This window comes from Collibacillus ludicampi, assembly GCF_023705585.1.
Lineage (GTDB): Bacteria > Bacillota > Bacilli > Tumebacillales > BOQE01 > Collibacillus > Collibacillus ludicampi.
On sequence record NZ_BOQE01000001.1, the window covers coordinates 1081869 to 1106071 of the forward strand.

At 48.0% G+C, this 24203-nt stretch carries 21 protein-coding genes and 1 pseudogene; 2 read left to right on the forward strand and 20 right to left on the reverse strand.

Annotation, left to right across the window (positions count from 1 at the left end; translation table 11 throughout):
- Nucleotide 1: 1 nt before the first annotated feature.
- The 20 genes and pseudogenes from DNHGIG_RS05485 to DNHGIG_RS05575 form a co-directional block, all read right to left on the reverse strand.
- Nucleotides 2-757 (reverse strand): N-acyl homoserine lactonase family protein, encoded by a 756-nt coding sequence (locus tag DNHGIG_RS05485; protein WP_282198717.1) that lies wholly within the window; start codon nucleotides 755-757, stop codon nucleotides 2-4.
- A gap of 19 nt (nucleotides 758-776) precedes the next feature.
- On the reverse strand, nucleotides 777-1517 hold the full coding sequence (gene fabG / locus DNHGIG_RS05490; RefSeq protein WP_282198718.1) for a 3-oxoacyl-ACP reductase FabG: 741 nt from the start codon (nucleotides 1515-1517) through the stop codon (nucleotides 777-779).
- A 52-nt stretch (nucleotides 1518-1569) separates the two neighbouring features.
- On the reverse strand, nucleotides 1570-3165 hold the full coding sequence (locus DNHGIG_RS05495) for an acyl CoA:acetate/3-ketoacid CoA transferase (RefSeq protein WP_282198719.1): 1596 nt from the start codon (nucleotides 3163-3165) through the stop codon (nucleotides 1570-1572).
- Between the two features lie 12 nt (nucleotides 3166-3177).
- Nucleotides 3178-4356, reverse strand: a complete 1179-nt coding sequence (locus DNHGIG_RS05500) for a thiolase family protein (RefSeq protein ID WP_282198720.1) — start codon at nucleotides 4354-4356, stop codon at nucleotides 3178-3180.
- 191 nt (nucleotides 4357-4547) lie between these two features.
- A complete protein-coding gene (locus DNHGIG_RS05505) occupies nucleotides 4548-5594 on the reverse strand; it encodes a LacI family DNA-binding transcriptional regulator (protein ID WP_282198721.1) in 1047 nt (348 codons plus the stop codon).
- Between the two features lie 257 nt (nucleotides 5595-5851).
- Nucleotides 5852-6035: pseudogene (locus DNHGIG_RS21155) on the reverse strand (transposase); the annotation flags it as partial.
- 5 nt (nucleotides 6036-6040) lie between these two features.
- On the reverse strand, nucleotides 6041-6463 hold the full coding sequence (locus DNHGIG_RS21160) for a transposase (protein WP_439647726.1): 423 nt from the start codon (nucleotides 6461-6463) through the stop codon (nucleotides 6041-6043).
- Nucleotides 6464-6745: 282 nt separating this feature from the next.
- Entirely contained in the window at nucleotides 6746-7150 is a 405-nt protein-coding gene (locus DNHGIG_RS05515; RefSeq protein ID WP_282198722.1) for a type II toxin-antitoxin system death-on-curing family toxin, read from the reverse strand.
- Nucleotides 7151-7297, reverse strand: a complete 147-nt coding sequence (locus tag DNHGIG_RS05520; RefSeq protein ID WP_282198723.1) for a hypothetical protein — start codon at nucleotides 7295-7297, stop codon at nucleotides 7151-7153.
- Nucleotides 7298-7508: 211 nt separating this feature from the next.
- A complete protein-coding gene (locus DNHGIG_RS05525; protein ID WP_282198724.1) occupies nucleotides 7509-8444 on the reverse strand; it encodes a ComFC family protein in 936 nt (311 codons plus the stop codon).
- Nucleotides 8441-9295: a DegV family protein gene (locus DNHGIG_RS05530; RefSeq protein WP_282198725.1), complete on the reverse strand. Its 855-nt coding sequence runs from the start codon at nucleotides 9293-9295 to the stop codon at nucleotides 8441-8443. Before DNHGIG_RS05530 ends, DNHGIG_RS05525 begins: the two co-directional genes overlap by 4 nt.
- A gap of 490 nt (nucleotides 9296-9785) precedes the next feature.
- Entirely contained in the window at nucleotides 9786-11567 is a 1782-nt protein-coding gene (pnpS, locus tag DNHGIG_RS05535) for a two-component system histidine kinase PnpS (RefSeq protein WP_282198726.1), read from the reverse strand.
- A 1-nt stretch (nucleotide 11568) separates the two neighbouring features.
- Nucleotides 11569-12264, reverse strand: a complete 696-nt coding sequence (locus DNHGIG_RS05540; RefSeq protein ID WP_282198727.1) for a winged helix-turn-helix domain-containing protein — start codon at nucleotides 12262-12264, stop codon at nucleotides 11569-11571.
- 38 nt (nucleotides 12265-12302) lie between these two features.
- Nucleotides 12303-14528 (reverse strand): SF1B family DNA helicase RecD2, encoded by a 2226-nt coding sequence (gene recD2, locus DNHGIG_RS05545; protein WP_282198728.1) that lies wholly within the window; start codon nucleotides 14526-14528, stop codon nucleotides 12303-12305.
- A gap of 84 nt (nucleotides 14529-14612) precedes the next feature.
- Nucleotides 14613-15272: a phosphate signaling complex protein PhoU gene (gene phoU / locus DNHGIG_RS05550; RefSeq protein ID WP_282198729.1), complete on the reverse strand. Its 660-nt coding sequence runs from the start codon at nucleotides 15270-15272 to the stop codon at nucleotides 14613-14615.
- Nucleotides 15273-15302: 30 nt separating this feature from the next.
- Nucleotides 15303-16070, reverse strand: coding sequence for a phosphate ABC transporter ATP-binding protein PstB (gene pstB, locus DNHGIG_RS05555; RefSeq protein ID WP_282198730.1), 768 nt, complete (start codon nucleotides 16068-16070; stop codon nucleotides 15303-15305).
- A complete protein-coding gene (gene pstA / locus DNHGIG_RS05560) occupies nucleotides 16067-16957 on the reverse strand; it encodes a phosphate ABC transporter permease PstA (protein WP_282198731.1) in 891 nt (296 codons plus the stop codon). Before pstA ends, pstB begins: the two co-directional genes overlap by 4 nt.
- Nucleotides 16957-17790: a phosphate ABC transporter permease subunit PstC gene (pstC, locus tag DNHGIG_RS05565; protein ID WP_369414750.1), complete on the reverse strand. Its 834-nt coding sequence runs from the start codon at nucleotides 17788-17790 to the stop codon at nucleotides 16957-16959. The genes pstA and pstC overlap by 1 nt, the downstream gene beginning before the upstream one ends.
- Nucleotides 17791-18006: 216 nt before the next feature.
- A complete protein-coding gene (locus DNHGIG_RS05570; RefSeq protein ID WP_282198733.1) occupies nucleotides 18007-18891 on the reverse strand; it encodes a phosphate ABC transporter substrate-binding protein in 885 nt (294 codons plus the stop codon).
- Between the two features lie 124 nt (nucleotides 18892-19015).
- The gene (locus tag DNHGIG_RS05575; protein ID WP_282198734.1) at nucleotides 19016-20797 is read right to left on the reverse strand and encodes a methyl-accepting chemotaxis protein; all 1782 of its coding nucleotides are present in this window, start codon (nucleotides 20795-20797) and stop codon (nucleotides 19016-19018) included.
- A 497-nt stretch (nucleotides 20798-21294) separates the two neighbouring features.
- Between DNHGIG_RS05575 and DNHGIG_RS05580 the strand changes: the two genes are divergently transcribed.
- Nucleotides 21295-22179, forward strand: a complete 885-nt coding sequence (locus DNHGIG_RS05580) for an HAD family hydrolase (RefSeq protein WP_282198735.1) — start codon at nucleotides 21295-21297, stop codon at nucleotides 22177-22179.
- A 235-nt stretch (nucleotides 22180-22414) separates the two neighbouring features.
- A complete protein-coding gene (locus DNHGIG_RS05585) occupies nucleotides 22415-23836 on the forward strand; it encodes an EsaB/YukD family protein (RefSeq protein WP_282198736.1) in 1422 nt (473 codons plus the stop codon).
- The last annotated feature ends 367 nt before the right edge of the window (nucleotides 23837-24203 follow it).

Genomic DNA, 24203 nt, shown 5'->3' on the forward strand with positions numbered 1-24203 from the left:
ATCAAACCTTTTCAATCATGGGAAAATTACTTTCCTGATATTTTCGAATACTTATTTCATGGCCAGGTAAAATCCGTTGTGCAAGACGCCTTACTTTATTCATACTTTCATATATTTCTTTTGTACTAGTCAGAATCCCAGCAGGAATGTTTTCTCGTATGTTTTCTAATAAATTCGAAACATCCCCAGAAATACAAAGTGTTCCTTCTTCTGTTTTGACAAGTACCGACTGATGCCCCTCAGAATGTCCAGGTGTAAGGAACACTTTCAGTCCAGGGAGAATTTCTGCCTCATCATTAACAAACTTCCAACTAAAATAATCAACTGAGTGGTCATCAAATAATTCCCTCAAGTAAATGTCTTGTTGACTCGGAATTGGATTAAAAGCTGCTTTCCATTCGTTTTCCTGTACAATGAAGCGTGCCTTTTTAAATAAACGATTGTTTCCGCAATGGTCATAGTGGAGATGTGTGTTTATGACTATGTTCACATCTTCCGGGTTCCACCCAAGTCCTTGTTTAATAGCTTCGACAATGTATTCATCTGAATCCAGGTTACATGGACATACATGTTCCTCAACCCAGGTCTTATCATGAATTCCCGTATCTACAAGAATTTTATAACCGTCTCCAAAAATGGCTGTTGCCCATACGGGAATAGTGATTGCTTTTCCTACGTCTCTGCCGTAAGTCAAAGAAGACTTTTCAACAGAAAGTTCCCCCATTTTAAGAGCCATGACTTTCCATGTAGTTATCATATCAAGCTCCTCCTTGAAGTTATAAAACCATACCTCCACCGACATTAATGACTTCACCAGTAATATAAGCAGCCTGATCGGACGCCAGGAATGCAATCATATTGGCTACATCCTCTGGTTTCCCGGCACGTCCCATTGGAATTTTGGAAATCATGATATCCCATACTTTTTCCGGTACTGAACGAGTCATATCTGTTTCAATGAAACCTGGACAAATGGCATTACAAGTAACATTGAATTTGGCAAGCTCCCGAGCTGCCGTTTTACTCAAGCCGACCACACCCGCTTTTGCTGCTGCATAATTTGCTTGACCGATGTTCCCTAACCAACTCGCTGAAGAAATATTGATAATTCGTCCGTAACATCTTTCTCTCATATGTTGAGCCGCAGGTTGCATACAATTGAAAACACCCGTAAGGTTTACGGCTAGAACACTGTCCCACTGTTCATACGTCATTTTGTGTAACATTGCATCCCGATTAATTCCAGCGTTATTCACAAGGATGTCTAATTTCCCAAACTGTTCGATAGCATAGTGAATAAGGGCATTCGCCTGCTCTCGGTCAGCAACGTTAGCAACGAAGACGTCCGCTAAGTGTCCCTTTTTCTGAATGTCGTCTGCTGTTTCTCTGGCTCCCTCATTGTTAACATCGCTTACTACTACCTGAGCTCCAAGCGATGCGAGTTTATCTGCAATCCCGCGTCCCAATCCCCGTGCAGATCCCGTTACAATTGCAACCTTTCCAGTTAAATCAATCATTTGATCCCCTCCTTGTTATTTTCATCATCTAACCTTTTATGGTATAATTATGTTATACAAATTGAATTTCTCTGTTTCTTCTGATCTTTTCTTTCAAATGAAAGGAATCTTCTCGATAAATCGTAGGATCCATTATTCGCAGATTATTACGAATAATAGGTCTAAAATCCATTTGTCTTAAAATATCTCGTTCTATATCGATTCCTGGAGCGATTTCTACAAGCTCAATCCCATTTTTGGTCAACTCGAAAACAGCTCTTTCCGTCACAATGACAACACGTTGACCGCGTTCCATAGCTAATTGACCATTGAATGAAACTTGTTCAACTTTCTTTACAAATTTCTTTTCAGTTCCCTCTTTTACAATATTAAGTTTGTGATCTCTAAAATCTACTTCGAGTCCACGGGCAGTAAAAGTACTACAAAAGACGACAGTCTTGGCACATTGGGTAATATCAATAAATCCGCCAGCACCTGTAGAACGACCTGAAAATTTTGTGGAATTTACATTCCCATTTTCGTCTACCTGTCCTACACCCATGAATGTGAAATCAACACCAGTTCCATTGTAAAAATCAAATTGATATGGATGTTCAATTAAGGCTTCCATATTTTTTGCAATTCCAAAATCGATTCCACCTAATGGTGCGCCACCATAAACTCCTGATTCAACAGTTACGACTATTTCATCAGTCATATTTTCTTCGATGATTATACCGCCAATCTCATCATTGGGAATTCCTGTTCCTAGATTAATAATTGAGTTCGGTGTCAATTCCAAAGCGGCTCTACGGGCGATAAGTTTGCGTATCGTCAGAGGTTTTGCCTCAACACTCGTTACTGGAACCCGTAAGTCTCCACTATAAGCCGGATCAAAGTAAAAGCTTGAGGTTTGTCGGTGATCTTCTTCCGGATTTTCAGATTTAACGACTACATCCACGAAAACTCCCGGAATCACAACTTCTTTTGGATGTAATGTACCTGCTTCCGCAATTCTCTTTACTTGGGCAATCACCAAACCTCCAAAACGTTTTGTCGCCAGAACGGCCGGCAGCACTTCTAATTTCATGGCTTCATCTTCAAAAGTAATGTTACCGTTTTCATCGGCTGTAGTCCCGCGTACCAAGACAACATCAATTGGAATTTGACGATAATACAGATACTCTTCTCCATGAAGTTCAACAAGTTCAACTAAATCCTCTAATTCACGGGTACGAGTATTCATTTTCCCGCCTTCAAATCTTGGATCGATGAATGTTCCAAGCCCTATTTTCGATAAATGTCCTTTATGCCCACCTGCCATATCACGAAGCAGATGAGTAGCCTGCCCTTGAGGCAAACAGTACGCTTCAACTTTATTTTTGGATATTAACTCCATCCACTTCGGTGCAAGTCCCCAATGTGATCCAATAATCCGTTTGGTCATTCCTTCATGAGCAAGATGTTGAATCCCACGCTGCCGATCGCTTTGCCCTGCTGCATGAAACAATGTAAGATTACAAGGATGGCCAGTTTCCAAAAAACGTTTCTCTAATGGTTTAAGTATACTTTCGCAGGAACCTACCAATGTCATGCCCACGGTTGCAACTGTATACCCGTCTTGGATAAGCTCAGCCGCCTGTTCGCCGCTAAGAAACCTTGGTCTCATTGATGTTCCCCCCTATAAACAATTTTCATAGATTGTTGTTATGCCTTGACCTCCACCGATACACATGGTCACCAATCCAAACTGGGCATTTCTCCTTTTCATTTCATACATCAGTTTTACAGTCAAAATTCCACCAGTGGCTCCAATGGGATGCCCCAATGCAATTGCACCTCCATTAACATTCACTTTTTCCGGGTTTAGTCCTAATTCTCGAATTCCAACAATTGTTTGGGCAGCAAACGCTTCATTTAGTTCAATAAGATCGATATCTTCGATTGATAGGCCGGCACGTTCGAGCGCTTTTTTAGTGGCAGGTACAGGTCCATAACCCATTATGGACGGATCACAACCAGCCACAGCAAAGCTGCGTATTTTTAACAAGGGCTTAAAACCAAGTTTCTCAGCAATATCCGCTCCCATTAGTACGACAGCTCCCGCACCGTCATTAATTCCCGAGGAATTACCAGGAGTTACAGTACCATTTTCCCGAAATGCAGGCTTGAGGCGTGAAAGTCTTTCTATTGTGATTCCAATACGTGGATGTTCGTCAGTTTCAAACAGTTGGATTTCCCCTCCTTTATTAATCTCTACAGGAACAATTTCTTCCCTAAAAATCCCCTCTTGAAGAGCTCTCGCTGCTCTTTCTTGAGAAATCAATGCCCACTCATCTTGCTCTTGTCGAGAAACCCCATATTTTTGGGCAAGATTTTCCGCAGTTACTCCATTCGGATACGGTCCCATAGGCCAGGTCAAAATCGTAAGCAACCCGTCTTCAAATGTGTCATGTCCAAAACGATATCCGAAACGTGCTTTGCGAACGTAATAAGGTAATTGATTCATATTTTCCGTACCGCCGGCAACTATTATATCTGCGTATCCAGCTTGAATCTTTACGACTGCGGAATTAATTGCTTCCAATCCGGATCCACATTGCCGATTCACCGCATACGCGGTCGTTTTCAAAGGAAAACCAGCTTTTAAAGAAACCATTCTGCCCAAGAAACCACTTTCAGCCACTTGTCCAACATTCCCTACAATAACTTCATCTACTTCTTCCGGCTTAATTCCGGCACGAGTAACTGCTTCCCTGTAAACCAAACCACCAAGATCAGCCTGGTGAACATCTTTAAGACTCCCTGCCATAGTACCGACTGCGGTACGAGCACCGCTTACAATAACTACATCACGCACATAAATTCCCCCTGTTCAATTAATGATATAGATTATATATTTGGAACCGCTCCCAAAATAAAATGCGAAACTAATTAACAATTCGGTAAAAAACACATTTTTATTGACATTAATCACGTAAACAAGTTTTCATAATCATGCTTTAAACAACAAGATTATTGGAACCGCTCCCAAAAAACATCATAAAACCTTTACTTAAGATTTGGTGGTGCTGTTGTTTCTCGAATAACCAACTCAGGTGTATACGTAATACGTTGCAAACAAGTATCATTCCCCCGTATACGATCCATTAACAGAGACATTGCAGTGGCTCCCATTTGATAGTGAGGCTGACGAACAGTTGTGAGTGAAATCGGATGTATCCCAACAAACGGAAGATCGTCATATCCTACAATGCTTATTTCTTCGGGTATATTAATACCTGCTTCCTGCAATACATCTAAAATACCCAGTGCCATCAAATCATTGGCTGCAAAAATGGATGTAGGTCGATTAGATTGTTCCAACCAACGTTGTCCATATTGTCGTCCAGTATCCATTTTCAAATCGCCATATGCTACATCTCGTTCATTTAACTTTATCCCATAATCTTTGAGGGCTTGCATAAACCCGGCGGTTCGTTCTCGGCTTGCAGTCGATAATTGCGGACCTCCCAAATAACCGATTCTTGTATGCCCTAATTCAATCAAATGCTTAGCCGCTTGATAACCACCTTGAAAATTGTCGACAAGCACGACATCTGTTTCATATGCGTGAACATAACGATTCAGCAAAACGATTGGACACTGAATATTTTTTAGAACTGGTACTAATTCCTCTACGTCCATAACGGACATCAAAATTAAACCACTAAATCCAAACTTTTGTGCTCCTTGAAGATAAATTTGTTCTTTTTGAAAATCATAATCCGTATCACAAAGCACAACCATGTACCCTGCTTGATTTGCGATGTCTTCTACACCACGAGCTACTTCTGCGTAAAAGGGATTACGAATGTCACCAATTAAAAGTCCAATCATATTTAGGGAACCACGAGCTAAACCTTGTGCTATAAAGTTAGGTTGATAGTTAAGTTGTTGTATTACCTTCTCCACCTTCGCACGTGTCGCAGGTTTAACATTTGGATGTCCGGTTAAAACTCGAGAAACAGTTGATCGAGAAACTCCAGCCACACGTGCAATTTCGTCTATTGTTACTCCTTCTCGTGATCTCGTCATTCCAAACCTCTCATTTTTCATATTGGAACCGCTCCCAAAATTAATATAAATTTTTTTGTTCAAATTGTCAACAACTACTCATAATTTTCTAACAAGAATTTCGTCTCCTAATTCTTTAAAATGATCAAGTCCATATTTGTGTGTAAAATCCCTCGCATATGAAGCCTAGCGAATATGAGTCACTTTGGCAGCTTTCCTTTCTTGTACTTGAGTTTGCAGCCAGGCTAGATACTCGGATATATCTAGATACTTCTTGCCACTCGCCCACTTTTCATCGATCTCCATGAGCAAAGCACAGACGAGACGAACGACGGACTCCCGGTTGGGGAAGATTCGAATGACTCGTTCACGCCGACGAATCTCCTCATTCAGCCGTTCCATTCCGTTCGTTGTTCGTAGGCGTTTTCGGTATCTTTCTGGCAGCATGAGGACAGCCGTTGCATCTTCAAAACCGGCTTCCAGAATCCTCATAGCTTGGGCCGCCTTGTTCTCGTAAGATTCCGTACCACACAATCCTCCGTAATCTGGTTTACTTTGCGGGTCGAAACACCATTCACGACCATCTCCATAAGAGCCAAGACAAGAGCTTGCTCGCTCCGTTGGTATCGGGCAAACAACTCCGTAGAGAATTTACCGTTACGGATACGAGGAACTCGAAAAGTGATCGTTCCCACACGAGTTGTAAGTGGGTAGGGTAGGTACCATTTCGATAACCTTGTTGAAACTTCCGTCCGCTCATTAGGCTCTGCAGCCAATTGTTCGCTTGCTTGAGCTTGCAATACTTGGTTCAATACGGATTCTAACAACGCAGCCACCCCGGCATCCTGAGAATTCCCCAAAAATAACGGCTGCAAAAGCTTGGAATCTACGGTATTCTGGTATTGAGCCATAACAAAAACACCTCTCCTAGAATGGTGTCCGCAAACTTCATTCTAACCGAGGGTTTTTGACAATGGCTCCCTTATTTTTTAAGAAAGTCCATTTTTACACATAATATCGGACTCAACTGTATGGGATGATCGGGAAAGAAAATGTGTAGCTTGGGCGATAGTGGGGTGACGTGTGAGGGGGGAGTAGGGTTTCGGGGGATAGATGATAGTTGGGGATAAAACAGTCCTTGTATGGGCAAAGAATAAAGCCCCTTTTTCGAGCGAAAAGGGGATGTCTCTTTTTCATTCATTATCGTTCTCTCTACGCTCTACTGAATTACTTTCCAGCCAAATGGCTAATTCATCGAGTCCCATTTGTTTATTCGCGACCATTAACGCCACATCGTATAATTCTTCCCAGGATGCAGTTAGTTCGTATCCATTTAAGTCCAAGAACACTAAGGCGCAATATACACCCGTTCTTTTGTTGCCATCGTTAAAATATTGTGCAATCGCAAATCCATGCAAATACACGGCCGCTTTTAAAAACAAACCAGGGTATTGTTCTTCTCCGAAATATGTCGTAAAAGGTTTTACGACGAGAGAATCAATTAACCCCGGCTCTTTTTCCCCCGGCATCCCGCCATATAGGTTTAACAGCTCATCGTGCAGACCTATAATCTGTTCTCTTGTTAATGCGACATACATTTAGTTCTTCGCCAACTTTTCGAAGGTTTTATGGTACTTATTTAATACACGTTTTGCGGCATCTTTCACTTGTTTATCCGTGGCAACTGCATTTTGCTTGAGGTCTTTTTGTGTCATTGCCATGTCATTCTCCCTCTTCTTCTTCAAAGTTTAACACCTCCATGATCATATCTATGCCCATTTCTGGAGCAATTAGACTCGACCAACGGAGGAAACTATCAGAATTTCTAATTTAATTATACGAGATGGAAGAATAACATGGCTAGTTTCACTTCGAAGCGAAGGCTGGAATATCTATCCCTTCTCCTGTATCATTCGCCATGTCTTCTCTCTCCCTCGCCATATGCTCGCAAACTTTCTACCGAGCTACCGTCAGCACATAGACTGCTCCAACACCCGCTTCCAACAATACGCGGGAGCATGCTTCCGCGGTGGATCCCGTTGTATAGATATCGTCAATCAACAAGATTGTCTTGCCGGAGAGCTGCGAGACGTAAAACGGCTCGACGGAAAAAACGCCCTGGAGCGCAAGCAGGCGTTCCTTCCGGGTTTTCATGGCTTGTCCCGTTAAATGAATGTCACGTCGAAGAGGATTCAGCAGGGGAATCTTCGAATAACCGGATAACTCTTGCGCCAACTGATAAGCTTGATTAAAGCCACGTTCACGCAAGCGCTGGGGATGAATCGGAACGGGTACGAGAAAGTCGCAGGGGATGGCTGCCATATGCATGTCCCATGCGGTGCACAGGAAACCGGCGAGCAAAGGGAGTAGCTCTTTTTCGCGCATAAATTTGTATCGATGGAGAATCTCCCGCAATTCGTCACGGTAAGCGCCGTACGAACGAGAGAAGACAAATGAGGTTTGCCGGTAGCACTCCCGGCAGCGCAAAGACGGCTCGAATTTCCGTTGCTCCATTCTTGCGTCCCCCATGCCGCTATGATTGACGATTTCACTCGTCTCCCACTGCGGTTCTGTTGGCTGTCGGTTGAGTCGTACCGGCTGTACATCCGCAGATGGTACGCGGTCTTGGATGATGCGTGCATGCGTATCATACATTCGTTTCGTTTCTATCGCTCTGTTCACTCTTTCCAAATGGCGTCCGCAAACCATGCAGAGGGGAGGTTCGATCGGAGTGAGCCGTTGCTTACATGTTGGACAAAGCATCGGCATGTGGTCGGGAGGGGAAATGCGATCGGCGCGGGGAGAATGGATGGGCCCCGAACAGACGAGACATGAAGATGCCGCCGGGTACAGGAGCCCAAGGAATGTTTCCCACCAGAGGCGAATGTTCATGCCCACGACACCGTATAAAAGGTGATCGCAAGAACGCCAGGCCCCGTATGTGTGCCGATCACAGGTCCCAGTTCACTCAGTGAGGTTTCGACATAGGGGAACTCGTTTTCGATCCTTTGTCGCAGATCTTCCGCATCGTCCCGATTCGCCGAGTAGATCACCCCGAGACGAACTTTCTGCCCGGGTGAAGTCTGTTCCCTCAACAACTCCAGGAGGCGCTCGACCGCCTTGCGTCTCGTCCGGACCTTCTCAAAAACATCAAGTTTCCCCTCAGAATCCACATATAAAATCGGTTTGATCTGCAACAAGGAACCGACCAGTGCGGATGCTTTCGAAAGCCTGCCCCCACGGTGCAGGTGATCGAGGGAGTCGACAACAAAATAGGCGTGTACCGATGCGATCATCTCGTGTATGCGAGCGACGATCTCTTCTTTACCATATCCTTCATCCCTCATGCGAACCGCTTCCCGCACCATCTCGGCCAAGGGGTAGCTGGTAATGCGGGAATCGATGATCGTTACATCACCTTCGACCATGCGTGCCGCCGCCTGCGCCGTTTGGTAAGTGCCCGACAACCCGCTCGAAAAGAGCACGGCCAAGACTTGATCATGCGTGCGTAACAGTTCTTCGAATGTCTGCACAAAATCTCCGACAGATGGCTGTGAGGTCGTCGGCATGACCGGATCGGAAGCCAACCGTTCATAAAATTGATCAGCGAGAATATCGATGCCTTCCTTGTATGTTTGTTGGCCGAAGTTCACGATCAAGGGAACAACCGTCACTCCGTGTTGTTGAACGTAATCATGTGGCAGATAAGCTGTACTATCCGTAACGATCGCAAGCGAGCTCATCGGTAAAACCCTCCAGATCAAGTGTGAGCCTATTATAGCAGAAATCGCGATGGATCGATAAGTCACGTATGCCTATCAAGAAACTTTTCATCCTTTTATGGCAAGCTTGCGGCTGGGGCGCTCTTGAAGTGCTTGGGTGGATGGACCGCTTTGCGCTTGGGTTCGATGAAGGTTGACTAGGGTATATGCTTTGCGCTCATGCTCCGTGAAGGTCGTCGTAAGGGGCAAATGCTTTGCGTTCATGCTCCGTGAAGGTCGTCTCGCATGGAATATGATCTAATGTTGCGAGACGACCTCCAAAGTCGCTTTTCACGCAAAGCATTGCCCCTTTTACGTTCCTAAGGAAGCGAGACGACCTTCAACTCACCTCTGCGCTGCAAAGCGATACCATCCACCCAAAAGCCACTCTGTTGCTTTTGGCCGCCTCACACCTCTCTTCCCGTACATGAAACTTTTACCCTGACGGCACCAATTTCGGAATGGTGAACGACTAGGAGAACATGGGGTCTGGCTGTTTTTTGGGTAACGTAAAAGCAAAATCCGATCCTTTGCCCACTTCGCTTTGCACTTGTATCGTCCCATGGTGGGCCTCCAGAATGTGCTTGACGATCGCAAGTCCCAGACCGGTGCCTCCTGAACGGCGGTGTCTCGCCTTATCCACACGGTAAAATCGTTCAAACAAGCGGTCGATATCTTGCGGGGGAATACCGATTCCAGTGTCCTTGACGTGAACCGTCACGTGATCGTCCCCTTCTTCCATCCAGGCGGAAATTTCTCCACCTTTGGGGGTATACGTGATCGCGTTCGCAACCAGATTGATCATCACCTGCGCGATGCGATCGCTGTCGGCTTCCACAGAAACGGGATGTTCCGGCCAATTTCCTACAAGCGTAAGGCCGTTTTGTTCCGCTTGATGACACAGTTTGTCGAACGTAGAACGGAGGAGCTGCACCACATCGATCGTTTCCATCCGCATGATTGAACGGTTATGTTCAATCTGCGAAAGATCGAGCAGGTCAGAAACGAGGCGGGACAAGCGGGACGATTCGTCGTAAATGATCTGCACGAACTGTTTGGCCGTATCCGGATCGGCCAGTGCGCCGTCGAGGAGGGTTTCGGCGAATCCTCTCACGGCAGTGATCGGAGTCCGTAACTCGTGGGATACGTTCGCCACAAATTCACTGCGCATCCGTTCCAGACGGCGCCATTGGGAAATATCGTGCAAAACGGCCACCGCTCCCATGATCGTTTCATGTTTTCCCTGAATCGGGGTGATGATGACTTCCAACGTACGCTCGACCGGCGCGTACACGTTCATCTCTTTTCTCATCACTTCTCCGTGCAGGATCACATCGTCGATCATGGATGACAAGCCGTACGAACGCAGACATTCCCAATGCCAGCGTCCCAAAAATTTCTCTTCTTGTACCTCAAAGATTTTACCGAAAGCGGGATTGATCAGCTTGATGTTCCCCGAACGATCGACGACGATCACCCCGGAATCCATATGAGTGAGGATCCCTTCCAACTTGCTTTTCTCTTGGGTGAGATCTTCAATCTGTTGCGCGATCTTCGATGCCATCACATTGATCGATTCGCTGACCTCCCCCAATTCATCCGAACTGCGAAAACGCACGCGTTCGTTCACATCCCCTTCGGCGATGCGTCTGACCACCCGGTTAATCTCTTCGATCGGCTGTGCGAGTTTATGAGAGAAATAAAGGCTTACGAACGCTGTGGCGATCCCGACGAGCAGAAAGCCGATGCCGACCCTGCCCCAAAGATGTTGAAGCGTATCGACAATCGGAGAAAAAGGCACACCGACGCGCACGATTCCCAAGACATGCGGCCCTTCCTTGACCGGTACAGCCACATAATAAAAGTTGGTGTGCAGCCCTTCGTTTTCCCGAATATCCTTGCCCACAAAACCGGTTAGCGCGGATTTTACTTCCGGCTGGTCAGGCCCGTCATCGCGATTCCCTTGCGAATCAAAAAAGAGCTTCCCGCGTGAATCGAACAAGGTGATCTCTTTGCCTAACGCTTTCGCGGTTTTCTCGGCCTGCTGCATCATGTCACTGCGCGTTGCCGCAGGAGAAGCAAAATACGGACGCAACCATGTGACAGTCAATTGACCTTCTTCTTGCAATGTTTGCGTCACTTGCTCCAGCTTTACGTTTTCGAGAAGTTGTAAAATAAAAACCCCTGAAATCGACAGGGCCAAACCGATCAAAATCAGATAGGTAAAAGTAATGCGACTGCGGATGCCACGCATGTCAATTCTCTCTCCGTACGAATTTATATCCGACCCCGCGTACCGTTTTGATATATTCAGGGTTTTTAGGGTCACGTTCCAATTTTTCGCGCAAATGTGAAACGTGCACGTCCACGATTCGCGTATCGCCGACGAATTCATAACCCCAGACTTTGTCGAGAAGGTGATCGCGGCTGAGCACGCGCCCGCTGTTTTTGATCATGTAATGCAAGAGTTCAAATTCGCGCGGGGTCAGATCCACCTGTTTATCCCCTTGCATCACTTCATAACGGTTTACATCCACCGTAATATCGCCGCAGCGGTAAACCCCTTCTGCCTGGTTCGTTTCCTCGCCCGACCTTCGCAAAACAGCTTTCACACGGGCGACCAGTTCGCGCGGGGAAAAAGGTTTGGTCACATAATCGTCAGCCCCCATTTCCAGTCCGAGGATCCGATCGATTTCTTCCCCTTTAGCTGAAAGCATGATGATCGGCGTCGCGATCCCTTCTTTGCGCAAACGTTGGCAAAATTCCATGCCGCCGAGTCCCGGGAGCATCAGGTCAAGGATGATCAAATCGGGACGCTCCTGCAAAACCGTTTCCAGAGCGTTGAGCCCATTATCGCTGGTCATGACTTCAAAGCCCGCCTGCGTCAAGTTATATTCAATGAGTTTTTGAATGGCTTCTTCATCATCGACCACAAGTACACGCTGAGCCATTCCATACACCTCCAGGAAATTTGGTGCTTGTGCGGGCTTCACCCGTTATACTCTCCTCTCAACCGTTCGACGAGAAGAGAGTAACGCCTCGCAGCCGTTGCATGTTCGATCGCTTTGGCCACCGCCCGCCGCTGGCCGACGACGACTACCAGTTTCTTGGCGCGGGTCACCGCCGTATAAAACAGGTTGCGTTGCAACATCATGTAATGTTGCATGGTGAGCGGAAGAATGACGACAGGGTATTCGCTTCCCTGGCTTTTGTGTACCGTCACCGCGTACGCAAGCGCCAGTTCATCCAGTTCACTGGTTGTATAAACGATCTCGCGGGATTCGGGAATATCGGGGAACGTGACGGAAACTTCCCCTTCCTCTTCATCGATGCGTGTGATCCTCCCTACATCCCCGTTAAAAATCTCCTTTTGGTAGTTATTGCGCACTTGCATGACCTTATCGCCTACCCGCAAAGTGCGCCCACCGGATGTTAAAGAGGGTTTTCCCTTAGAAGGAGGATTTAATACATCCTGCAGCCGTTCGTTTAAATGTTCCACCCCGAGGAGGCCGCGGCGCATCGGAACCAGGACTTGAACATCTTCGATCGGATCCCCTTGAATGTACTTGGGGAGACGGCGACGATTCAAGTCCATGATAAGCTCGACCACCATGTCCGGCCGTTCCGCTTCCATGAAGAAAAAATCCCCGTCCCTTCGCATGACAAGAGGCAAGCCTTGTTGGATCCGGTGCGCATTCTGAACGATCATGCTCGCTTCCGCCTGGCGGAAGATCGTCGTCAAGCGGACGACAGGAACAACGCCGGATTGAATCATATCGGCGAGAACTTGTCCCGCCCCCACCGATGGAAGCTGGTCGACATCCCCCACGAAAATAAGCTTGGCGCCACGCGGCAACGCTTTGAGCAAATGGTAGGTGAGCGAAAGGTCGAGCATGGAGGCTTCATCGATGATAAACACATCTCCCTCCAGCGGCTGATCCTCATTCCGTTGGAATCTCCAACCGCCCCCATCTCCTTTAGAAAATTCGAGGAGTCGATGCAACGTCTTCGCAGGTACACCCGTGCTTTCCGTCATGCGTTTCGCCGCACGTCCCGTCGGTGCTGCCAGGACCACCTGATATCCCCTGCTCTCCAGCGCTTTGATCATCGCCCTTACAGTCGTCGTCTTTCCCGTTCCCGGACCCCCGGTCACGACGAGCAACGACGCGGTAAACACCGCTGCAACAGCCGCACGTTGCGCGGGCGCCAGCGTGATCCCTTCGTCCGCCGGAGCACCACCCTCTGCCCAAGTGGATGAGCCCGTTTGATTGGTCCGCTCGTGTCCGAGCGCCCTCTTTTGTTCGCCTTCGCGATCTTCCTCATGTCGGCGATGAAGAAGCTGCAGCAACCGGTCGGCCACTCCCCGTTCCGCGTAGTACAAATGCGTGAGATAGACGGGGGCTTCCTCTTTCCAAGCGGTCATCCGCACGTCCCGTGTTTCGCATAACCGATTCAGTGCCTCTTCAACGATCGTCTGATTCACTCCCAAGAGTTCGGATGCGCGTGCAAGCAAAGTCCGCTTCGGTAAAAAGACATGTCCTTCCTCCGCCGCCTGCCGCAAGATGTGCTTGATCGCCACCATCGTGCGCGCGGGCGAATCGCTGGAAACCCCCAATCGTTTCGCCAGAAGGTCGGCCGTCTTGAACCCGATTCCGTGGACATCTTCCGCCAGCCGGTATGGATTTTCCTCCAGCTTGGCGATCGTTTCTTGTCCGTACACTTGATAGATTTTCGCGGCGAGTGACGGAGAAATTTCATGGCTTTGCAGATACACCATGATCTCTTGAATGTCCTGATGCTGGCGGTACCCTTCCACAATACGTTCCGCTTTGACTTTCCCGATACCATCCACTTCCAGGAGCCGCCATGATTCCTCCGCAATCACACGCAGCGTATCCATGCCGAACGTATTCACAAGCTTTTTCGCTGTGGATGGACCGATCCCTTTGATCATACCCGAGCCAAGAAAGCGTTCAATCCCTTGCAAGGTGACCGGAGGCAACCGTTCCCAACTTTCCGCTTGAAATTGCCGTCCGTACTCTTTATGCTTGACCCATTGGCCTTTCAGCCGTACCGTTTCCCCTGCCGACAGCCCGGGAAGTACACCGACAATCGTGATCCGGTTCCCCTGCTCATCCGCCACTTTCGCCACCGTGTAGTGAGTCTCTTCATGATAATAAGTGATCCGTTCAACGGTACCTTCGATCGTTTCCATGGTCTGATCCCCTCGATAATCATCATCCTTTCTTTTTTCGTGAAAAAAAGGGCAAGTCCTGCCCAATAGCCTCTTGAACCAAGGCTACTTGTTCAGATCTTGCCGCTTTCCTGTAACCATATAGATGACCCACTCTCCCAGATTCGTAGCATGATCCCCGACACGTTCCAGATAGCGGGCAACCATTAACAGGTGTGTCAGTTGACGGTTCATCGCCCGACTGCTTCCCATCATCGTGACGATTTCCGAGAACATTTTCGTGTACAAGGCATCAACCTCATCATCTTTTTCCGCCAACGCAAGAGCGCGATCGATATTGCGCTCGACGTACGCGGTCAACGCTTCCCTCACCATCGCTTTGGCCAAATCGGCCATACGCGGAATATCGATCAAAGGCTTGATCAGACTTTCCCCGGACAAACGCAACGTGGTTTTTGCGATGTCTGTCGCATGATCCGCGATGCGCTCAAGATCGGTCACGATTTTCAGCGCCGTACCGATCACTCGCAGATCGCCGGCCATCGGCTGTTGCAATGCGAGCAAGCGCAAACAGCCATTTTCGATCTGTAACATCATCTCGTCGATTTGATCGTCCTGGGCCACCACTTTCTCAGCCAATTCCTGATCCATCTGCGCCAGGGACTTGACCGCCAGGTGGATCGCCTCCTCCACGAGCGTCCCCATTTTGAGAAGATCATGTTGCAATTCCTGCAATGATTGGTGGAATCCTTTACGCGTATCCATGCTGTCCTCCCGTCTCCGTTCTTTGTCGCTTTATCCGAATCGTCCCGTGATATAATCTTCTGTCCGCTGGTCACGGGGCGCGGTAAAAATCTGGTCGGTTTGTCCGAATTCCACCATATATCCATTGAGGAAAAATGCAGTATAGTCTGATATGCGGGCCGCTTGCTGCATGTTGTGCGTGACGATCAAAATCGTGTAATTTTTCTTCAGTTCATTCGTCAACTCTTCCACTTTCAACGTGGAAATCGGATCGAGCGCCGATGTCGGTTCATCCATCAAGAGCACATCGGGCTCAACCGCCAGGAGCCTTGCAATACAAAGTCGTTGTTGCTGTCCGCCCGAAAGTCCGAGCGCCGATTGTTTCAAACGGTCTTTCACTTCATCCCACAAAGCCGCCTGCCGCAAACTCCGTTCCACGATTTCGTCGAGATCCCGCTTCTTGGTAATCCCATGAATACGCGGACCATAGGCGATATTATCGTAGATCGACATCGGGAATGGATTGGGACGTTGAAACACCATGCCGACTCGTTTGCGCAGGGAGACGATATCGGTCGTCGGAGCATAGATGTCTTCTCCGTCGATGATGACTTTGCCTTCGATGCGCACATTGGAGATGAGATCGTTCATCCGGTTCAACGTGCGCAACAACGTCGATTTTCCGCAACCGGACGGACCGATCATCGCTGTCACCGAATGGGGCTGCACGTCCATCTCGATCTGAAAGAGCGCCTGTTTTTCCCCGTAAAAAAGGTTCAGACCTTCCACGCGCACTTTCGTTTCAACGCTCGTTTTCATGATTGTCCTCCTGTCAAACGTTTTTGCAACATGCGGCTCGGAATCGCGATCAAAAGATTAAAAATCAACACGACCAGCACCAGCAACGCTGCGGATCCTGCGGCGATTTCTTTGGCATCCGGCGCCAAACCGCTCGCCTGTACATACCAGAGATGGACCGACAGTGTTTCACCGACCGCGAACGGATTGAAGTCGAACAGGTGACGCGAAACGGACAATCCTGCCGTAAAGATCAAAATAGCCGATTCCCCCAGGGCGCGTCCCGCCACCAATGTGATCCCTGTGATCAAGCCGGGCAGTGCCGTCGGCAATAACACGCGGCGGATCGTTTGCCACTTGGTGGCCCCGAGTGCGAGAGAAGCTTCACGATAGGAACTTGGAATCGTCAAAAGCACTTCTTCCGTAACCCGCACCAAAACGGGCAGATTGAGCAACGCGAGTGTCAGGGCTCCCCCGAGAATGGAAAAACGCAATCCCATCCAATTGACAAAAAGAAGCATTCCAAACAATCCGAAGACGATCGACGGAACGGAAGCTAAGGCTTCCACCGAAAGACGGATCAACTCGGTCAAACGGTTTTTCTTCGCATATTCGGCCAGATAAATCCCGGCCCCCAACCCGATCGGCAAAGAAAAGAGAAGGGACAAAAACAGAATATAAAACGAATTAAAGAGCATCGGGCCCACACCGCCGCCCGCTTCCATCTCTTTCGGTCGGCCTGTGATGAAGTCCCATGTCAGTTTGTGTAAACCTTTCGAGAATATATAGAAAAGAAAGAACGCCAGAATCGCCAGAAGCATGACGCCGACCACCCAAAACATCACCGTAGCGATCCGGTCGGTCAGGCGGTTTCTCGCTGCCCGTTTCTCCAAAGCCGCTTTCATCATCACATGGCACTCCTTTTTGCAACAATCCGTATAAGCAGAATGAGTCCAAGAGAAATGAGAAGAAGGACAAGCGCCATCAGAAACAATGCGTTATTCCAGGTCGTACCGTAAAAAGTGTTTCCCATATCTTTGACGATTCCCGTGGTTAAGACAGAAGTCGGATCGACGAGTGAGTGAGGCAGTTTCGGCGCATTGCCGATGACCATCATGACCGCCATCGTTTCTCCGATCGCTCGGCCCATGCCGAGGATGACGGCTGTAAGAATTCCCGGGCGTGCGGCCGGCAGCAAGACCTTCCAGATCGTCTGCCAACGTGTGGCCCCAAGTGCCAGCGACGCTTCCTCAAGCGAACGCGGCAATGAACGAATCGCATCTTCAGAAACGGACAAGATGGTGGGCAGGATCATGATAGCCAGAATGATGGCCGCCGGAAGCAATCCATACCCTGCTCCTCCGAATACCTTGCCGAAATAAGGGACAAACAAAGTCATTCCGATCAACCCGTACACGACGGAAGGGATCCCCACGAACAAATCGGTAGCGGGACGCAAAATCTCCCGCATCCACTTTGGAGCGATCTTCGCCATAAAAACAGCTCCGGCAAGTGCGAACGGTACAGAGAGCAAAATCGACATGCCAGTTAACAAAAATGTTCCTGCGATAAACGGGAATGCACCAAACCGGCCATTATCAGGCGCCCAATCGGAAGAAAAGAAAAAGCTCGCAGGCTGCACATCTTTGAACGTTTGCAACCCTTGGTAACCGATAAAAACGATAATGGAAAAGATGATTAAGGAGACGGCGACCGCCGAAACAACAAACACGTTTCTCATCAGCCGATCCGTAGCCCGGCGTCGCTTGGCAAATGATTCATGGTGGCCGGAAACATCCGGGAGGGCATTTCCCGAGTGGGAGATGACCTGTTGTACACCATACCCCTCCATCCTAAAACCTCCTCATTCTTACCTAAAACAGGCAGGACGGTGCCTAAGCAAACACCGCCCTGTCACAAGACGTGTGATGAAACCATTCCTTCTATGTTGTTCTCATTACTGTCCAAGGAAGGAAACCGGAATGAATTTCATTTTTTCAACCGTATTGTTTTGGAAATCATTGCTCATGATATAATCCAAGAATGCTTTCGTCGCACCTTTCGGTTCACCTTTGGTGTACATGTGCTCGATGCCATAAAGTTTATAGGAACCGTTCTTCAGGTTGTCTTTGCTGTATGCAACTCCGTCAAACTTCAGCACTTTGACCGAATCGTCCGCATACGCCATATCGATATAACCGATCGCACCGGATGTTGTGGAAACGGCTGTTTTCATGGCCCCTGTCGATTCTTGAACAACCGCATCTTTCGTGAAGTCTTTGCCGTCCAGAATGATTTGCTTCACGAGCTTGCGAGAACCTGAGTTATCCGGACGCGTGATGATGGTGATTTTCTTGTCAGGGCCGCCGACTTCTTTCCAGTTCTTGATTTTGCCTGTGAAGATATCAGCCGCTTGTTGCTTGGTTAAGTTATCAATATTCACATCTTTATTTACGATGAGAAGAAAAGGAGCTACCGCCACTTTATGATCAACAAGTCCTTTGTCCTTGAATTCCGGTCCTGCTTCTACGTCAGACATCCCGATATCCGATGTACCGTCAGCCACGTTTTTCAACCCTGTGCCTGAACCGCCGCCGCTGGAGTTGATGGTGACATCTTTATTCTTATCCATGAATTGATTGGCCGCTTCTTTCGCCAGAGGAAGGAGCGCCGTAGAACCTGACACGGTCACTGTCCCGGAAACTTTCTCCGTTTGTTGACCGGGTTGAGCAGTTCCTCCATCTTTCTTGTCTGTTGCACTCCCGCATCCCGCCAAGATTCCGAGTCCGAGCGTTGCAACCATCGTCATCATGGTCGCTTTCTTCGACAGCTTCTTTAACACGAAAGAGTCCCCCTTTGGATAATCACCGCTACCCGTCATTGCGGCATCGTTTTCGTTTCTATCGTAGCTCTGTTTCGTAAATCTATTTTTGCCGGTATATTAAGAAATTGTTAAGATTGCGATGTCATACTTTAAATCGTCCGCTGAGCGTCTCCAACTCCTTGGCCATCATTGACAAGGAAGCGGCGGACGCCGAAATTTCATCGAGTGACGCCCATTGTTCTTGCGTGGTTGCCGACACGTTCTGTGTGGTTGTCGCAACAGACTCGGCCACCTCTACAATGAACTGAATCGCGTCATCCATACGTTCCGTTCCGGCAGTCATTTGCTGTACGGCCGCCGATACTTCATGGATCTGCTTTCCAACTTCATGGACGGAACGCTGTATTTCTTCAAATGACTCGCCAGCCGCTCGCACAACCACGACGCCGTTTTCGGCTTCCTTCTTCCCTGCTTCCATCGAAGAAGTTGCATGGTGAATCTCCCTTTGTATCATGCTTACTAATTCGGCGATCTCCTTGGCGGAATGTGCCGACTGGGCAGCGAGTTTGCGCACTTCATCCGCCACGACGGCAAACCCTCGCCCATGTTCACCTGCCCTTGCTGCCTCAATGGTCGCATTGAGGGCCAACAAGTGCGTTTGTTCGGCGAGACTCGTGATCACATGAACGATCTGTCCGATCTTTTCGGAATGTCCAACGAATCGCGCAAACACGTCCCCTAATTCCTGAACCGATCGATGAATGGTATTCATCTGCTCAATCACTTCTTGAACGACCCGATTTCCTTTGGCTGCAATTTCGGATGCTCTTCTGGCTGTATCCGAAACGGTCTGCGAATGGACTGCAATTTGTCTCGTACCGACAGATATTTCATGCGTGATGAAAGCCGTTTCTTCCATGCTGGAGACCTGTTTTTCCGTCCCGGCCACGATCTCTTCCATCATCTGAGTGATTCGTTCACTGGCCTCGTAGGACTGCTTCGCGTGAATCGTCAACCTTTCCGCCGCGGCAGCCACTCGGTGGGTACTTCCCCCGACTTGCTGAATTAAAGCACGCAGATGTTTGACCATTTGGTTAAACGATGCTGACAGTTCTCCGAGCTCATCTTTGGAACGAATGACGATCTCACGCGTGAGATCGCCGGCACCTTCAGCGATTTCCCTCAACTGGCCGTTCACCATCTGCAAAGGTTTGGAAATCATGCGGAATGTAAACAATCCGATCACCATCGCCAAAACCAATACGAGCCCATTCAACGCTAATACGAAAAGAATCATCGAATGGACCTTGGAAGCGTCGGCTGCCGCTTCTGTCGCCAACTCTTTTTGTTGTGCACCGGCGATGGCGACTGCCTGATTCTTGATATCGATCGCCAAGGGAAGTACTTCCTTGTTCGCAAGCACGACCGCTTGTTCCCGATCCTGCTTCGCAAGTGATATCACTTGATCAAATTTCTCCTGAAACTGTTGATTCGCTTCACTGAGTTTTAAGAGAGATTTCTTTTGCTCCTGTGTTTCTACAATTTTTAATGTTTTATTTACTACATTGTATAAGTCCAGATGGTCATCTTGCAGATTTTTCAAACTCGTTTCATCCTGGGTTAACAGAAATCCGCGTAAACTGCTGATTTGCTGGGAAGCGTCAAATTGAATCGTATCGGCATTCTTCAAGACGGCTACCTGCCGCTCAAGCAGACTCGAATAGGAATCGTTTACTTCCTTCATGGTATAAATGGAAGTACCGCACGTGACGGCAAGCAAGATGCCGATGAGCGAGAACCCGAGAGCCACTTTTCGAGCGATCGTAAATCGAAAGGATTTCCTTTTTCTCCGCGCAATACTCCTCACCCGTATGATCGGCTTCATCAGCCATGCCCTCTTCTGAAATACACGCGAAAGATTCATAAACCCGTACCCCTCATTGTTTGAATTTATATCGGTTTGATAGATTCATCATACGGATGTACTTTTTTCCATTTGTTAAAAAAACGTTAAGAAATTGTTGAAAAAAGTGTTCCTCCAATCTCGGTTCCCATGTGCGTTCGACAAACGTAAAAAATTCTGCGAGATTTTGTAACGTTACGACTTGGAAAGCCAGCAGTCATCGATCATCAGTAACAGGGTTGCTATGACAAATAGATACACGGGTACAATGAACAGGTACCATACGAGCATATGAAAAAACCACATGAGCATCGGACCACCCCCTGACCTATTTCCATCCTATCTTCCTATTGTGTAGAGGGAGTTAAAATGATTTGAAGATTCCGCCACGAACGGTACCCAACAAATCTGCACATAACGATTACTCCCTCTTAACAAATTTTCAAAAAACGTGACGTATACTGAAGATACCTACTGTAATCCATCCAAGGAAGGTGGACACCCTGGGACAACTCCGCATGATCCATCCAAAAAAGATCACTGTCTATTGCGATGTCGACGGTACACTTGTTTCCGAAACAAACGTCGTGAGCCCCTTGGTGAAAGGGAAAATTGAAGAATTCGTCCATCGCGGGTATGGTTTTACCTTGGCGACAGGACGAAGCTTCCCGGCCGTTCAACGTTTTTTACGAGAGATTCCGTGTAACGCTCCGCTTGTTCTTTGCAATGGATCTTACGTGTATGACCCCTTGCGGAAAAGAGCACGGTGGGTGTCTCTCAATAAAGAGTTGCTCGTTTCACTCGTACGGAAACTGATCCTTTTTCCTCATGTTCGGATCTATATGGACTGTTCTGATCACACGCTCTGGGTTTCGAATGAAGAAGCGTTAACGGATCCGTTCGTCAAACAAGAACATTTACAGCCTCGTTTGTGGAGAAACGTGCAGGAAGTTCTTGAAGCGGGAGATATTCTTAAACTCGGAATGAAACTGATTGACACCCCCGCGGATATCATCAAACAGATCGCGGAAATCTTGTCTTCCTATGCTGCGGCATATCCTCGGAGTATGCGTTGGTGCTACTCTAGCCATAATTACATCGAGGTCATGCCTGCAGGAGTGTCCAAATGGTTCGGGATTCAAAAGAGCCAGCAACTGTTGGGAATGAGCGATAGTAAGATATACACGATTGGTGACCATTTCAATGATCTGGAAATGATTCAGAACGCGGATCTCGGGGTCGCTATGGGGAATGCCGTGGAAGAAGTAAAACAGAAAGCTGCATATACGATCGGGCACGTTACGGAAGATGCCGTTGCTTACTTCCTGACCGATGTGATGAGAAACGAATCTCCGGTTCCGTATCCTCCTTCTTCACGTCGCGAGGCGGTTTCCAGAAGCTAATAACCTCTAACAGATGTATAAAGAGAAGTAAAAAAGTGTCTCAGTGCCACTGTCTGAGACACTTTTTTACGTCCTTCCTACCGCCAAATATTTCATTTGTGATGCGAATGTAATAGTGATGACAAATTTCGATTTTTTTATACTTGTAATGGAAACAAATACGAGTGGAAAGCCTCTGTTCCACTCGTATTTTCATAGGAACGAACATCCCTGTTGATCGTATGAGGTGTATGGAATGAGCATTACGCATTGCGAAGAAAAAGTGTCACATACCGTTCTCGTCACCGTAGTAGGACCCGAAGAATCGATCGACTTGGAACTCCCCGGAGATGTCCCCGTCGTCGATTTAATCCCCGCATTCGTTGAACTGTTTGCATTAGAATCCCATTCGAGCGATCCTTATGTCTGGGCTTTGGGCCCGTCGGAAGGACCGCCTTTTCCAAAAGAAAACACGCTCCTTCAATGCGGAGTCGTTGACGGAGATCAAATCTTCCTGCAGACACGCGAAGCTTGGAACCGGAACTTGTCCGCTCATGCAAAGGTATCTGATGAGCAAGCGCTGTCTTCCGCGCCAGGCGCAAGTTCCGATAATGACGCATCACAGAATGATGATCGCTTATCCTCCAATGAATGGAAGCCTCGGGGGCGTACGCGAGCCATTTTACCGGAAGCCATTCCATGGCAGAAACGAGTGGAGGCCGTGTTGCGCGCAGTCTTCTCGCACGAAACGCCTACCCTCGAGTCCAGCAGTTCCGAGACTTCGCCCACATCCGGCCACTTGCTTTCCCCATCTTCTTTGGCCATCCAGAAAGCACCCGGGTGGTGGAAACGAGCGAGAAAAACCTGGCGGAAGACAAACTATCTCAACCAATTGGACGAGAGGATCGCAGAACCGCAACTCAAACGTTGTGCCACGATCGCGGTGGTATCCCCGAAAGGAGGCGTTGGCAAGACCACGATCACAGCGTTACTCGGTACCTTGCTTGCTTTCGTTCGTCGTGACCGTATCGTGGCCATCGATACGAACCCGGACTTCGGTTCCTTAGGCCGTATCTTGGCTCCCGACCACCAGATATTCGTCGACGATTTGTTGTATCTCTTAGACAACACACCACTGACGGTGACGCGTTTGGATGGGAATCTTGGACGAGCCGTTCACGGTTTAATGGTCTTACCTGCACCTACCGATCCGGTTCGCATGGCGACATTGGATGAAGCCGCCTATACGAGAGTGGTTCGTCGATTACAGGAGATGGTAGGCGTTGTCGTTTTGGACTGTGGCACCGGATTGCAAGATCCCGCATCAAAGGCGGCCCTTGCTACAGCCGATCAAATCGTTCTCGTAACGGATGCGCAACCGTCATCAGCCAGCCTTGTTACAGAAGCGGCGGCTCTTCTTCAGCAAGAGGGAACGCCGATCTGGATGGTTGTCAACAAGATGTCCGCGAAAGGAAGCCGCCTGGATCTTCAAGCTCTCGAACATGCCATTCCCCATGCTCGCGGTTTCATTGAGATTCCAGCGGAGTCTCAAGCAGCTGACCAGTTATCTGCCGGTATATTTGACTGGCATGATGCGCCTTCCTCCTGGAAGCGGGTAGTACGCGAACTTGCCGTTTCCTTAATAGCCGAGTGGCCGGTACTAGGCATCTCGAAGTGACCGGCCGCCCGGCTTTCATTTTTGTGCGTACGGGTGATCCGCATCTTCCTTAACCGAAAAATCCTCCTTACGGCTGCTCGTGGAGTCGCAGATGGAGATGGATGATAAGGGGGTGAGTTATCGTTTTTTTTTACGAAAAAGTAACTGTTTGTAAAAAGGCTAAAAAATAGGTGCGACTAAAGAAAAAAAAGAAAAATAGATAAAAAATAATTCGCCTCTCTAAAGAACCAAATAATGCAATGAATGAAAATATCAAAAAGGAACCAAATAATTCATAAGTCATAGTCCATAATACTGGATTGAAGGTTGAATCCCAATTAAAAAATGTATCAAGAAGGGAAATTTTTAGCATCCAAAAAAAATCATG